Source organism: Pseudomonas salmasensis, assembly GCF_014268375.2.
Taxonomy (GTDB): Bacteria; Pseudomonadota; Gammaproteobacteria; order Pseudomonadales; family Pseudomonadaceae; genus Aquipseudomonas; species Aquipseudomonas salmasensis.
The window spans coordinates 4,029,676-4,044,346 of sequence record NZ_CP077083.1; the positions used below are offsets into that span (position 1 = coordinate 4,029,676).

Here is a 14,671-nt window from a genome sequence, read left to right on the forward strand (position 1 = left end):
AAAGAGTTACGCGTCGGGGCATGCATGGCAAACGATGGATCGACCCGGGCAGCAGATAAAAAGCGGGAAAAAACGCTGGGCATTAAAGCATTTTTCGGCTTGGGGCGTCATTCGCGAGCCTTGAACAAGCCGACCGAATGCAAGGTGCCTGGCAGCAATCAGGCGAGATGACAGCCGGTATGACAGGGAAAGTTTTGGGGAGTTTTATGGGAAAGGGATTTTTCAGGCGAAAAGTCGACACGGTGTTGGGGGTCGATATCAATGACAGCGGTATCAAGTTGATCGAACTGGGCCGTTCATCCGACGGTTTCAGCGTCCAGGGCTACGTCACGCAAGTACTGCCGCCCCAGGCGGTGGTCGACGGCACCCTGCTGGACCTTGAGGCTGTGGGCCGGGTTTTACAACAGGCGCTGTCGCGCCTGGGCTCCTCGGCCCGATACGCCGCCGTGGCGGTTGCAGGCCCGTCGGTGATTACCCGGTTGATCGAAATGGACGCGGGTCTGAGCGACGAGGAAATGGCCTGGAAGATCCAGATGGAAGCCGACCAGTTCATCCCTTACCCATTGGATGAAGTGGCCATCGACTTTCAGGTTCAAGGGCCATCGGCTCAAGGCCCGCAGTGGGTAGAAGTGATGCTGGCGGCGTGCCTGCGCGAGCAGGTCGAAGCGCGCGAGGCGGTTTTGGCCCTGGCGGGGCTGGTGCCGCGAGTGGTCGATGTAGAAGGGTTTGCATTGCAGCGCGCTTGCCTTCAGGATTTTGCCAGCTTCACGCCGGGTCATAGAGTCGATGGTGCACAATGGGCCTTGGATGCCCAAGGGATGGGAGTGGCTTGCGGGCTGGCCCTGAGGAGTTTCGCTGGATGACACGAATCAATCTTTTGCCTTGGCGCCAGGCCCTGGCGCAGCGCAGGCGCAAATACCTGTTGGTGCTATTGCTGGCGTTTGCCTGCGTGGCGCTCGCGGCACTGTGGTTGGCTGATCAAGTGATCGACCAGGCGATAGACCGGCAGGTCAGCCGCAACAGCCGCCTGGAAGAGCACATCGCCACCCAGGACTCGCGCATCAAGACCATCGACGATCTGCAGGAGCGAAGCCAGCAACTGGCCGAACGCATGAAGGTGGTTCAGGACCTGCACGATGCCCGCTCTTCCGGGGCCCGATTGTTCGAGCAATTGGCTCGCTCGGTGCCCGAAGGTGTCCATCTGCATGAGGTGGTTGCGAACGGCGACACCATCAGCATCCGCGGCACAGCTGAAAGCAACCAGGATATCGCCCGTTTGATGCAGCAGCTCAAGCCAGCCCAGGGCTCCAGTTCGACCCGTCTGCAGCGCGTGCAGGCCGAAGGTGCGCGCGGTGAAAGTGAATTCCAGCTGATGGTTCGCCAGGGGGAAACCAGCGAGGCGCAACCATGAGCCTGCCCAGGCTCGATTTTTCCACGCTCTCTGACAACGCTGCTAAATGGTCCCTGCCGGGCAAGGTGCTGCTTGGCTGTGCGCTGGCCGGCCTGGTGCTGGCGATAGGCGAGGTTTCGCATGGGGGGCCGCAGCGGGAGCGATTGCACGGGCTTGAGGCGCGGGAGCAGGCGCTGCAACAGCAACTCACAGAAAAGACCGGCTTGGCCGCCAGCCTTGAGCTGCGCAGCCAGCAGGTGCGGAGCATGGAAGAACAGGTGGTCAGCCTTCTCGGGCAATTGCCCGGCGAGTCCGAGGTGCCTGCCGCGCTGGAAGACCTCGCCCGGCTGGCGGCTGCCCATGGGGTGTGGGTCGAAGGCATCAGTGTGCTGGATGAAATGCCTCGCCAGCTTTATATCGAACAACCCATGCAGATAAGCGCCTCCGGGGCTTACCACGACCTGGCGACGTTTGTCAGTGCCTTGGGTGGGTTGCCTCGGGTAGTCACCGTGCAGGACGTTACGCTTGGGCATCAGGGCGCCTTGCTGCGTCTGGACATGCTCGCCAAGACCTATCGCAGCACCCTGCAAAACGGCAAGGCCCGTCAGGTACTCGACCCAGGGCCGTTATTTGTCTACGAGCCCTCGTCCCTGCGCGACCCGTTCAAGCCGCCTGCCTTGCAGGCAGCCCATGTGCCTGGCCGGCCCGCTCTTGCACCGGATTTCACCCGGCCACGGGGGCTGTTGGAGGGTATGCGCCTGGAACAGTTCGAAATGGTCGGCACGCTGTCCAGGGGTATGCAGGCTTTCGCCTTGCTGCGCGCTGGGGCCAAGGTGTATCGACTGGCAGTGGGTGATTACCTGGGGCCGGACCATGGTCAGGTCACGGCCATCCAAGATGCGGCTGTTGAGCTGGTGGAGCTGTTTCCCGATGGACAGGGCGCTTGGTTGCAACGCCCGCGAACCCTTGTGCTGAACGTCAACTCATAACGGAATCAAACAATGAAAAGGACCTTCTCGTCCTTCGGTGTGGCGCTATGGATAGCGTTCACGGCACCGATGGCTGCTGCTGTGCCCAATCGCCTGGACCTGATCCAACTGCCGCCGCCCGACAGGGCCTCACCGGTCAGCTATACGGGCGCCAAACTGACCCTCAACTTCCAAAACATCGACCTGCGCGCGGTATTGCAGCAAATCGCCGATGTCGCTGGGCTCAACCTGGTGACCAGTGATGAGGTGCAGGGCTCGATCACTCTGCGGCTCAAGGATGTGCCCTGGGACCAGGCGCTGGACCTGGTGCTGCAAACCAAGGGCTTGGACAAGCGAGTCAAGGCGGGCGTGCTGCTGGTGGCGCCCGCCGATGAATTGGCCGCTCGCGAGCTGTTGATGCTGGAGTCACGCAAGCAGATGGCTGAGCTCGCGCCCTTGCGTCGGGAGCTGCTGCAGGTCAATTACGCCAAGGCTGCCGACCTGGCCAGGCTGTTTCAGTCGGTGACCGGCTTTGAGGGCGCCACCGATGAGCGCGGTTCGGTGGCGGTGGATGATCGCACCAACAACATCATCGCCTACCAGACTGGCGAGCGGCTCGAAGAGCTGCGGCGCATCGTGGCGCAGCTGGATATCCCGGTACGCCAGGTGATGATCGAGGCGCGGATTGTGGAGGCCAATGTCGACTACGACAAAAGCCTGGGTGTGCGCTGGGGCGGGCGGCTCACCCGTGGCAGCGGCGGCGTTGGCGGTATTGCCAAGCCGCAGGCAGACGGCGCTGAGCCGCCGCAAAACCCGCCCAGTTCACCCTTTGTCGACTTGGGGTCGCTGGCCGGAACCTCGGGCCTGGGGATCGCCTACATCACCGACAACCTGTTGCTGGACCTTGAACTGACCGCCATGGAAAAAACCGGCAACGGTGAAATCGTCTCGCAACCCAAGGTCGTCACCTCCGACAAAGAGACTGCACGCATCCTCAAAGGCACCGAGATTCCTTACCAGGAATCCACCTCCCAGGGCGCCACCTCGGTGTCGTTCAAGGAAGCTTCGCTGTCGCTGGAGGTGACGCCGCAAATCACCCCCGACGACCATGTGATCATGGCGGTCAAGGTCACCAAGGATGAGCCCGACTACCTGAACCGCCTCAATGACGTGCCGCCGATCAAGAAAAACGAGGTCAACGCCAAGGTTCTGGTCAGGGATGGCGAGACCATCGTCATTGGCGGGGTTTTCTCCAACACCCAAAGCAAAGTGGTAGATAAAGTGCCATTTTTGGGCGATGTGCCGTATCTTGGCCGCCTTTTCCGGCGCGATGTGCTGGCGGAGAAAAAATCCGAGCTGCTGGTATTCCTGACTCCGCGTATCATGAATAACCAGGCGATTGCTGTGAGTCGTTGATTCTGTGCGAAATTTGATTCTTGTAGGGCCGATGGGGGCTGGAAAAAGCACCATCGGCCGTTTGCTGGCCAAAGAGCTGCGCCTGCCGTTCAAAGATTCCGACAAGGAAATTGAATTGCGCACGGGTGCCAATATCCCATGGATCTTCGATAAAGAAGGCGAGCTGGGCTTTCGTGACCGCGAGCAGGCGATGATTGCCGAGCTGTGCGGCTGCGATGGCGTGGTATTGGCGACCGGCGGTGGCGCTGTCATGCGCGATGAAAACCGTCGGGCGCTGCATGCCGGTGGTCGGGTGGTGTATTTGCACGCATCGGTCGAACAGCAGGTGGGCCGTACCGCCCGTGATCGCAATCGCCCGTTGCTGCGTACTGCCGACCCGGCCAAAACCCTGCGGGACCTGCTGGCGCTGCGCGACCCGCTGTATCGGGAAATCGCCGATCTGGTGGTAGAAACCGATGAGCGGCCACCTCGGATGGTCGTACTCGACATCCTTGAGCGCCTGCAACGGTTGCCACCCCGTTAAAGCCTGGCCCGAAATGCGCTATTCTCGGCGGCGCGCCATCACCTTGTAAGGTATGGCGTAGAGCCACCAGGCGGTGTCGAGGTATCGACAGTGCCGGTCGTCAATACATCTTCAACGCGGGGACACATGCAGACACTTAAGGTCGATCTAGGCGAGCGCAGCTACCCGATCCACATTGGCGCAGGTCTGTTGGACCAGCCCGAACTGCTTGCGCCGCATATTGCCGGCCGGCAGGTGGCGATCATCTCCAACGAAACGGTCGCGCCGCTGTATCTTGAGCGTTTGAGCCGCAGCCTGGCGGCGTACTCGGTGATCTCTGTGGTGTTGCCTGACGGCGAAGCCCACAAAAACTGGGAAACCCTGCAACTGATCTTTGATGGCCTGCTGACTGCGCGCCATGACCGTCGAACCACCGTGGTCGCCCTGGGCGGCGGTGTGATTGGCGACATGGCCGGTTTTGCTGCGGCCTGCTACCAGCGCGGCGTGGACTTTATCCAGGTGCCGACCACCTTGCTGTCCCAGGTCGACTCGTCGGTGGGCGGCAAGACCGGTATCAACCACCCGCTGGGCAAGAACATGGTCGGCGCGTTCTATCAGCCCCAAGCTGTGCTGATCGACACCGCTACCCTCAACACCCTGCCACCGCGCGAGCTGTCGGCGGGCCTGGCGGAAGTCATCAAGTACGGGCTGATCTGCGATGAGCCGTTCCTGACCTGGCTGGAAGAGCACATGGACGCCTTGCGCGGTCTCGACCAGGTGGCGCTCACCGAAGCGATTTCCCGCTCCTGCGCGGCCAAGGCGCTGGTGGTCAACGCCGACGAGCGTGAGTCCGGCGTGCGGGCCACGTTGAACCTGGGCCACACCTTCGGCCATGCGATCGAAACGCACATGGGCTATGGTGTGTGGTTGCACGGGGAAGCCGTAGCGGCTGGCACCGTGATGGCATTGGACATGTCGCAACGCCTGGGCTGGATCAGTGCCCAGGAGCGTGATCGCGGTATCCGCCTGTTCCAGCGCGCCGGTTTGCCGGTTGTTCCGCCCACGGAGATGACCGAGGCGGATTTCCTTGAACATATGGCGATAGACAAGAAAGTGATCGACGGTCGACTTCGACTGGTACTGCTGCGCCACATCGGCGAAGCCGTGGTGACCGACGATTATCCAAAAGAGATTCTACAGGCCACGCTGGGAGCGGATTACCGCGCCCTGGCCCAGCTCAAAGGTTAATAAGACCCGATGACTAGTTTGCATGCCGACGAGGCGTTCCTCGGCCATTACCACTTGAGCCACGACCCCTTCGCTCCACGGGTGCCGGGTTTCAAATTCTTCCCTGCCCAGCGCAAGCCGGTGCTTGGGCAGTTGCATCACCTCGCGCGCTACAGCCAGTTGCTGCTGGTGGTCACCGGCCCTCTAGGCAGCGGCAAGACCTTGCTGCGCCAGGCGCTGGTGGCCAGTACCAACAAGCAATCGGTGCAGAGCGTGGTGGTATCGGCCCGCGGTGCCGGTGATGCAGCCGGCGTGTTGCGCCAGGTGGCGCAAGCGTTGGACGTCTCCAATGCCGAGCCGAACGCGATTCTCAAGCAAGTGGTGCAGCTGGGCCTGACCGGCCAGGAAGTCTACCTGCTGGTAGACGACGCCGAGCAGCTCGACGAATCCGCCCTCGAAGCGCTGCTGGCGCTGGCGGCGGGCACGCCGGAAGGTCGCCCGCATGTGTTCCTGTTCGGTGAGTCGTCGTTGATCGCCGATCTGGAGCAGATCAGCGGTGAGCAGGAGCTGTTTCACGTCATCGAGTTGCAGCCTTACGAAGAGGAAGAAACCCGCGAATACCTGGCGCAACGCCTTGAGGGCGCCGGGGCGGGTATCGAACTTTTCACCGCTGCGCAGATCTCTGATATTCACGAAAGCTCCGATGGCTGGCCTGGAAACATCAACCAGGTTGCCCGCGATGCCATGATCGAAGCCATGATTGCCAGCCGCTCTGCGGTCAAGCGTCCAAAGATGGGGTTCACTATGCCTAAGAAGCACGTATTGGCTATTTCCGCCGTTGTCGTGGTCGCTGTTGCCGCCGCCTGGTTGATCCCGGGCCGCAACAAAGCACCGACAACCACCGGCGCGCCAACCGAACAGGCGCAGTTGCCACTGGGCAAGCCCACGCCAAACGTCGAATTTGCCAACTCCGGCCAACCGACCAACCTGCCGATGGTCGGCCAACCGGTGATGCGCGGCCCTCTGGCCGAAGAAGCCGGTGGCATTTCCGAAGGCGACGACGGTGTGCCGGTGGAAGGCTCCAGCGCTACGCCGCCGACCGTGACCACCACCGCACCGCCTGCGGGCGTACCGGCTGGTGTGCCAGCGACGCCGGTTGCACCGGTCGCCAAGCCTGCTCCGACGCCGGCGCCGACCGTGGCTACCGCCAAGCCTGCTCCGGTGACCAAGCCTGTTGCACCGGCGCCGGCCGCCAAACCAGCGCCAGCCGCCAAGCCTGCGGAAAAACCAGCCGCCACCGTCGCCAAGGCCGGCGCTGCCGGCAGCAGCTGGTACAGCAGCCAACCTACCGGCAACTTTGTGGTACAGATCCTCGGCACCAGCTCCGAAGCCAACGCCCAGGCGTTCGTCAAAGAGCAGGGCGGCCAGTACCGTTATTTCAAGAAAGTGCTCAACGGCAAGCCTCTCTACGTGATCACCTACGGCAGCTTCCCAAGCCGCGCCGCAGCCGATTCTGCCATCAAAGCCTTGCCAGCGAAGGTTCAGGCTGGTAAACCTTGGCCTCGCACTGTTGCCAGCGTTCAACAAGAACTGGCAGCAACTCGCTGAAGATCCGGCGGCCTTACCCAGGCCGCCCTCCCGGCACCTCAAAAAAATCCGCAAGTGCGTGCAGTCTCCCCAGACCGCGCGCTTTGTGGTGTCTGCGTCACAGTGGCTTTTGAGTCGTAGCGGTCAAAATTAAAAAAGTTTTGACTAGCACAGCATATCGCTTTAAACCTTTCATAAATGCGACATAGATTTGCGACATTTCGTCGCTAAATTTGTGAGCGTCTGTGTCGGTGTGTACAATGACCTCCCTTTTGCCCCCGCTAAGCCGGCGTACGTTCGGCGTGGAAGGTAACCGGTTGAATTGAAAAGAAATTTGCCTCGCTAAAAGAGGCAGCCTGGTGAGAAAGTGTCTATGAAAGCAGGTCTGTACCAACCCGATGAATTCAAGGATAACTGCGGTTTCGGCCTGATAGCCCACATGCAGGGCGAGCCCAGTCATACCCTTTTGCAAACGGCCATCGAGGCCCTGACCTGCATGACCCACCGCGGTGGGATCAACGCCGACGGCAAGACCGGTGACGGCTGTGGCTTGCTGATTCAAAAGCCCGACCAGTTCCTGCGCGCTGTCGCCCAAGAGCAATTTGCGGTCGAACTGCCCAAGCAGTACGCCGTGGGCATGGTGTTTTTCAACCAGGACCCGGTAAAGGCCGAAGCCGCTCGCGAGAACATGAACCGCGAGATCGCCGCCGCCGGCCTGCACATCGTCGGCTGGCGCAAAGTGCCCATCGACACCAGCGTACTCGGCCGCCTGGCCCTGGAGCGCCTGCCGCAGATCGAACAAGTGTTCATCGCAGGCGATGGCCTGAGCGACCAGGACATGGCGATCAAGCTGTTCACGTCCCGTCGTCGTTCGTCGGTGCTCAACGCCGCCGACACCGACCACTACATCTGCAGCTTTTCCCACAAGACCATCATTTATAAAGGCCTGATGATGCCGGCGGACCTCACCGCCTTCTATCCAGACCTGAGCGATGAGCGCCTGCAAACCGCAATCTGCGTGTTCCACCAGCGTTTCTCCACCAACACCCTGCCGAAATGGCCGCTGGCCCAGCCATTCCGCTTCCTCGCCCACAACGGCGAAATCAACACCATCACCGGCAACCGCAACTGGGCCCAGGCCCGTCGCACCAAGTTCGCCAACGATTTGATGGACCTCGAAGAGCTCGGCCCGCTGGTCAACCGCGTGGGTTCCGACTCCTCCAGCATGGACAACATGCTCGAACTGATGGTCACCGGCGGCATCGACCTGTTCCGTGGCGTGCGCATGATCATTCCGCCTGCGTGGCAGAACGTCGAGACCATGGACCCGGACCTGCGTGCGTTCTACGAGTACAACTCGATGCACATGGAACCGTGGGACGGCCCAGCCGGCGTGGTCATGACCGATGGCCGCTACGCGGTGTGCCTGCTCGACCGTAACGGCCTGCGCCCGGCGCGTTGGGTGACCACCACCAACGGTTTCATCACCCTCGCATCGGAAATCGGCGTGTGGGACTACAAGCCAGAAGACGTGATCGCCAAAGGCCGTGTGGGCCCTGGCCAGATCCTGGCCGTGGACACCGAGACCGGGCAGATCCTCGACACCGACGCCATCGACAACCGCTTGAAGTCCCGTCACCCGTACAAGCAATGGCTGCGCAAGAACGCCCTGCGCATCCAGGCGACCATGGAAGACAACGACCACGGTTCGGCTTTCTATGACGTCGACCAGCTCAAGCAATACATGAAGATGTACCAGGTCACGTTCGAAGAGCGCGACCAGGTGCTGCGCCCGCTCGGTGAGCAAGGCTACGAGGCGGTCGGCTCCATGGGCGACGATACGCCAATGGCCGTGCTGTCCCAGCGCGTGCGTACGCCGTACGACTATTTCCGCCAGCAGTTCGCCCAGGTGACCAACCCACCGATCGACCCGCTGCGTGAAGCCATCGTGATGTCCCTGGAAGTGTGCCTCGGTGCCGAGCGCAACATCTTCCAGGAATCGCCTGAGCATGCCTCGCGCGTGATCCTCAGCTCGCCGGTCATTTCCCCGGCCAAGTGGCGCTCGCTGATGACCCTGGAGCGTCCGGGCTTCGACCGCCAGATCATCGACCTGAACTACGACGAGAACCTGGGCCTTGAAGCCGCGGTGCGTAACGTTGCTGACCAGGCTGAAGAGGCCGTGCGTGCCGGTCGGACCCAGATCGTACTGACCGACCGCCACATCGCGCCTGGCAAGTTGCCGATCCACGCATCCCTGGCGACCGGCGCGGTGCACCACCGCCTGACCGAAAAAGGCCTGCGTTGCGACTCCAACATCCTCGTGGAAACCGCCACCGCCCGTGACCCGCATCACTTTGCGGTGCTGATCGGTTTCGGCGCCTCGGCGGTGTACCCGTTCCTCGCGTACGAAGTGCTGGGTGACCTGATCCGTACCGGTGAAGTGCTGGGCGACCTCTACGAGGTGTTCAAGAACTACCGCAAGGGCATCACCAAGGGCCTGCTGAAGATCCTGTCGAAGATGGGCATCTCCACGGTTACCTCGTACCGTGGCGCGCAGTTGTTCGAAGCCATCGGCTTGTCCGAAGAAGTCTGCGAGCTGAGTTTCCGTGGCGTGCCGAGCCGCATCAAGGGTGCGCGTTTCGTCGACATCGAAGCCGAGCAAAAAGCCCTGGCCTTGGAGGCCTGGAGCGCGCGCAAGCCGATCCAGCAGGGTGGCCTGCTCAAGTTCGTGCACGGTGGCGAATACCACGCCTACAACCCGGACGTGGTCAACACCCTGCAAGCCGCCGTGCAGCAGGGCGACTACGCCAAGTTCAAGGAATACACGAGCCTGGTGGATAACCGCCCGGTGTCGATGATCCGCGACCTGTTCAAGGTGAAGACCCTGGACACGCCGATGGACATCGCCGAAGTCGAGCCGCTGGAGTCGATCCTCAAGCGCTTTGACTCCGCCGGTATTTCCCTGGGCGCCTTGTCGCCGGAAGCTCACGAAGCCCTGGCCGAAGCCATGAACCGCCTGGGTGCGCGTTCCAACTCCGGCGAAGGCGGTGAAGACCCGGCGCGCTACGGCACGCTCAAAAGCTCGAAAATCAAGCAGGTGGCCACCGGCCGTTTCGGTGTGACCCCGGAGTACCTGGTGAATGCCGAGGTGCTGCAGATCAAGGTGGCCCAAGGCGCCAAGCCGGGTGAGGGCGGGCAATTGCCAGGCGGCAAGGTCAACGGCCTGATCGCCAAGCTGCGTTACGCCGTACCGGGCGTGACCCTGATTTCGCCACCGCCGCACCACGACATCTACTCGATTGAAGACTTGTCGCAGCTGATCTTCGACCTCAAACAAGTCAACCCGCAGGCCCTGGTCTCGGTGAAACTAGTCGCAGAAGCCGGCGTCGGCACCATTGCCGCCGGTGTGGCCAAGGCCTATGCCGACCTGATCACCATCTCCGGCTACGATGGCGGCACCGGCGCTTCGCCGCTGACCTCGATCAAGTACGCCGGCGCACCCTGGGAGCTCGGCCTGGCCGAAACCCACCAGACCCTGCGCGGCAACGACCTGCGCGGCAAGGTGCGGGTACAGACCGACGGCGGCCTGAAAACCGGCCTCGACGTGATCAAGGCCGCGATCCTCGGCGCCGAAAGCTTCGGCTTCGGTACCGCGCCAATGATCGCCCTGGGCTGCAAATACCTGCGTATCTGCCACCTGAACAACTGCGCCACCGGCGTGGCGACTCAGAACGAAAAACTGCGCAAGGATCACTACATCGGCACCGTCGACATGGTGGTGAACTTCTTCACCTACGTCGCCGAAGAAACCCGTGAGTGGCTGGCCAAGCTGGGCGTACGCTCGCTGGAAGAGCTGATCGGTCGCACCGACCTGCTGGACATCCTCGAAGGCCAGACCGCCAAGCAACAACATTTGGACCTCACGCCGCTGTTGGGTAGCGATCACATCCCGGCAGACAAGCCACAATTCTGCCAAGTGGACCGCAACCCACCGTTCGACAAAGGCCTGCTGGCCGAGAAAATGGTCGAAATGGCCGGCTCCTCGATCAACGACGCCAGCGGTGGCGAATTTGCCTTGGATATCTGCAACTGCGACCGCTCCATCGGCGCACGCATCTCCGGCGAAATCGCGCGCAAGCACGGCAACCAGGGCATGGCGAAAGCGCCGATCACCTTCCGCTTCAAGGGCACTGCGGGCCAGAGCTTCGGCGTGTGGAACGCTGGTGGCCTGCACATGTACCTGGAAGGCGACGCCAACGACTACGTGGGCAAGGGCATGACCGGCGGCAAGCTGGTCATCGTTCCGCCGGCGGGTAGCGTGTACAAGACCCAGGACAGTGCCATCATCGGCAACACCTGCCTGTACGGCGCCACCGGTGGCAAGCTGTTTGCCGCAGGTACCGCCGGTGAGCGTTTCGCCGTGCGTAACTCCGGTGCCCACACCGTGGTGGAAGGCACTGGCGATCACTGCTGCGAGTACATGACCGGAGGCTTTGTCGCAGTACTGGGCAAGACCGGTTACAACTTCGGTTCGGGCATGACCGGCGGTTTCGCCTACGTGCTCGACCAGGACAACACCTTCGTCGACAAGGTCAACCACGAGTTGGTCGAAATCCAGCGCATCAGCGGCGAAGCCATGGAATCCTACCGGAACCACTTGCAGCACGTGCTGGACGAGTACGTCGAGGAAACCGGCAGCGAATGGGGTCGTAACCTCGCTGAAAACCTCGATGATTACCTGCGTCGTTTCTGGCTGGTCAAGCCCAAGGCTGCCAACCTGAAATCGTTGCTTTCCAGCATCCGTGCCAACCCGCAGTGATATGCGCCTGAACAGTTTGATGAGGTTTTAACATGGCTGAACGTCTGAATAACGACTTCCAGTTCATCGATGTCGGGCGCAAAGATCCGAAGAAGAAACTGTTGCGTCAACGCAAGAAAGAGTTCGTGGAAATCTACGAACCCTTCAAACCCCAGCACTCGGCCGACCAGGCCCATCGCTGCCTGGGTTGCGGTAACCCGTATTGCGAATGGAAGTGCCCGGTGCACAACTTCATTCCCAACTGGCTCAAACTGGTGGCCGAGGGCAACATCCTTGCCGCCGCCGAGCTGTCGCACCAGACCAACACCCTGCCGGAAGTCTGCGGCCGCGTGTGCCCGCAAGACCGTTTGTGTGAAGGGGCCTGTACCCTCAACGACGGCTTCGGCGCGGTAACCATCGGTTCGGTGGAGAAGTACATCACCGACACCGCGTTCGCCATGGGCTGGCGCCCGGACATGTCCAAGGTCAAGCCGACCGGCAAGCGCGTCGCGATCATCGGCGCAGGCCCGGCAGGCCTTGGGTGTGCCGACGTGTTGGTGCGTGGCGGCGTGACCCCGGTGGTGTTCGACAAGAACCCGGAAATCGGTGGCTTGCTGACCTTCGGTATTCCTGAGTTCAAGTTGGAAAAAACCGTACTGAGCCACCGTCGTGAAGTGTTCACCGGCATGGGTATCGAGTTCCGCCTCAATACCGAAATCGGCAAAGACATCACCATGGAGCAATTGCTCGCTGAATACGATGCCGTGTTCATGGGCATGGGCACCTACACCTACATGAAGGGCGGCTTTGCCGGTGAGGACTTGCCGGGCGTGTATGACGCGCTCGACTTCCTGATCGCCAACGTCAACCGCAACCTGGGCTTTGAAAAGTCACCGGAAGATTTCGTCGACATGAAGGGCAAGAAGGTCGTGGTACTCGGCGGTGGCGACACCGCGATGGACTGCAACCGTACCTCGATCCGCCAGGGCGCCAAGTCGGTGACCTGTGCTTATCGCCGTGACGAAGCCAACATGCCCGGCTCGCGCAAAGAGGTGAAGAACGCCAAGGAAGAAGGCGTGAAATTCCTCTACAACCGCCAGCCGATCGCCATCGTCGGTGAAGACCGTGTGGAAGGCGTGAAGGTGGTCGAAACCCGTCTTGGCGAACCGGACGCCCGTGGCCGTCGCAGCCCCGAGCCGATCCCGGGTTCCGAAGAGATCATCCCGGCCGACGCCGTGGTCATCGCCTTCGGCTTCCGCCCAAGCCCGGCGCCGTGGTTCGAGCAGTTCGAAATCCAGACCGACAGCCAGGGCCGCGTTGTAGCCCCGGAACAAGGCCAGTACAAGCACCAGACCAGCAACCCGAAAATCTTCGCCGGTGGCGACATGGTGCGCGGGTCTGACCTGGTGGTAACCGCAATCTTCGAAGGCCGTAACGCCGCCGAAGGTATCCTGGACTACCTGCAAGTCTGATTTGAAACAGGGTCAACTGTGGGAGCTGGCTTGCCTGCGATGGCGGCGGTGAATTCACTATTGCTATCGCAGGCAAGCCAGCTCCCACATAAACCTCGTTTCACATTGAGATGTGTAATGCCAGCCGCCGCGACAAATTGACCCGATAGACAAAAGGCACGGTGCATTCCGTGCCTTTTGCGTCGCGCTCTGAGAAAATGCCCGCACTTTTTTTGCGGATGCCGACATGACTGCCCTCAAGAACGACCGTTTCCTTCGTGCCCTGCTCAAGCAACCCGTAGACGTCACCCCGGTGTGGATGATGCGTCAAGCTGGTCGCTACCTGCCGGAATACCGCGCCAGTCGCGCCAACGCCGGCGATTTCATGAGCCTGTGCATGAATCCGGAGTTCGCCTGCGAAGTCACGATGCAGCCGCTGGACCGCTACCCACAACTGGATGCGGCCATCCTCTTCTCCGATATCCTCACCATCCCCGACGCCATGGGCCAAGGCCTGTACTTCGAAACCGGCGAAGGCCCGCGTTTCAAGAAAGTCGTCAGCACCCTGGCCGATATCGAAGCCCTGCCGATCCCCGACCCACACAAAGACCTGGGCTACGTGATGGACGCTGTCAGCACCATCCGCCGCGAGCTCAACGGCCGCGTGCCGCTGATCGGCTTCTCCGGCAGCCCATGGACCCTGGCCACCTACATGGTCGAAGGCGGCTCGTCGAAAGACTTCCGCAAGACCAAAGCCATGCTCTACGACAACCCGCAAGCCATGCACCTGTTGCTGGACAAGCTGGCGCAGTCGGTCACCTCCTACCTCAACGGCCAGATCATGGCGGGCGCCCAAGCGGTACAGATTTTCGACACCTGGGGTGGCAACCTGTCGGCGGCGGCGTACCAGGAGTTCTCCCTGGCCTACATGCGCAAAATCGTCAGCGGCCTGATCCGCGAACACGAAGGCCGCAAGGTGCCGGTGATCATGTTCACCAAGGGCGGCGGCCTGTGGCTGGAAAGCATCGCTGACGCGGGCGCCGATGCACTGGGCCTGGACTGGACCTGCGACCTCGGCGAAGCGCGCCGTCGCGTTGGCAACCAGGTGGCCCTGCAAGGCAACATGGACCCGACCGTGCTGTACGCCAAGCCAGAAGCGATCCGTACCGAAGTCGGGCGCATCCTGGCCAGCTATGGCAAGGGCACCGGCCACGTGTTCAACCTTGGCCACGGCATCACCCCGGAAGTGAACCCGGAGCATGCCGGTGCGTTCCTGCGCGCAGTGCACGAACTGTCGGCGCAATACCACGAATGACGAAAAAGCCCGGTTTG

At 61.5% G+C, this 14,671-nt stretch carries 9 protein-coding genes and 1 pseudogene; all 10 read left to right on the top strand.

What is annotated here, in order from left to right; translation table 11 throughout:
• Positions 1 to 206 precede the first annotated feature (206 nt).
• The 10 genes and pseudogenes from pilM to hemE all read left to right on the top strand — a co-directional run bounded on the left by pilM (position 207) and on the right by hemE (position 14,654).
• Positions 207 to 863 (top strand): type IV pilus assembly protein PilM, encoded by a 657-nt coding sequence (gene pilM / locus HU731_RS18090; RefSeq protein WP_186606463.1) that lies wholly within the window; start codon positions 207 to 209, stop codon positions 861 to 863.
• Positions 860 to 1,411 carry a PilN domain-containing protein gene (locus HU731_RS18095; RefSeq protein ID WP_186606464.1) on the top strand — a complete coding sequence of 184 codons (552 nt, stop codon included), beginning with the start codon at positions 860 to 862 and terminating at the stop codon, positions 1,409 to 1,411. Before pilM ends, HU731_RS18095 begins: the two co-directional genes overlap by 4 nt.
• On the top strand, positions 1,408 to 2,379 hold the full coding sequence (locus HU731_RS18100) for a pilus assembly protein PilP (RefSeq protein ID WP_186606465.1): 972 nt from the start codon (positions 1,408 to 1,410) through the stop codon (positions 2,377 to 2,379). The genes HU731_RS18095 and HU731_RS18100 overlap by 4 nt, the downstream gene beginning before the upstream one ends.
• A 141-nt stretch (positions 2,380 to 2,520) precedes the next feature.
• Positions 2,521 to 3,774 (top strand): annotated as a pseudogene (locus HU731_RS18105) (type IV pilus secretin PilQ); the annotation flags it as partial.
• A gap of 4 nt (positions 3,775 to 3,778) precedes the next feature.
• The gene (gene aroK, locus HU731_RS18110; RefSeq protein WP_003187914.1) at positions 3,779 to 4,297 is read left to right on the top strand and encodes a shikimate kinase AroK; all 519 of its coding nucleotides are present in this window, start codon (positions 3,779 to 3,781) and stop codon (positions 4,295 to 4,297) included.
• A 126-nt stretch (positions 4,298 to 4,423) separates the two neighbouring features.
• On the top strand, positions 4,424 to 5,524 hold the full coding sequence (gene aroB, locus HU731_RS18115) for a 3-dehydroquinate synthase (RefSeq protein WP_072445815.1): 1,101 nt from the start codon (positions 4,424 to 4,426) through the stop codon (positions 5,522 to 5,524).
• A 9-nt stretch (positions 5,525 to 5,533) separates the two neighbouring features.
• Positions 5,534 to 7,111 carry an SPOR domain-containing protein gene (locus HU731_RS18120; protein ID WP_057709582.1) on the top strand — a complete coding sequence of 526 codons (1,578 nt, stop codon included), beginning with the start codon at positions 5,534 to 5,536 and terminating at the stop codon, positions 7,109 to 7,111.
• 352 nt (positions 7,112 to 7,463) lie between these two features.
• Positions 7,464 to 11,909, top strand: a complete 4,446-nt coding sequence (gene gltB / locus HU731_RS18125; RefSeq protein WP_186606466.1) for a glutamate synthase large subunit — start codon at positions 7,464 to 7,466, stop codon at positions 11,907 to 11,909.
• Positions 11,910 to 11,941: 32 nt separating this feature from the next.
• On the top strand, positions 11,942 to 13,360 hold the full coding sequence (locus HU731_RS18130; protein ID WP_003187920.1) for a glutamate synthase small subunit GltD family protein: 1,419 nt from the start codon (positions 11,942 to 11,944) through the stop codon (positions 13,358 to 13,360).
• A 226-nt stretch (positions 13,361 to 13,586) separates the two neighbouring features.
• The gene (hemE, locus tag HU731_RS18135; protein WP_032893941.1) at positions 13,587 to 14,654 is read left to right on the top strand and encodes a uroporphyrinogen decarboxylase; all 1,068 of its coding nucleotides are present in this window, start codon (positions 13,587 to 13,589) and stop codon (positions 14,652 to 14,654) included.
• Positions 14,655 to 14,671: the final 17 nt, after the last annotated feature.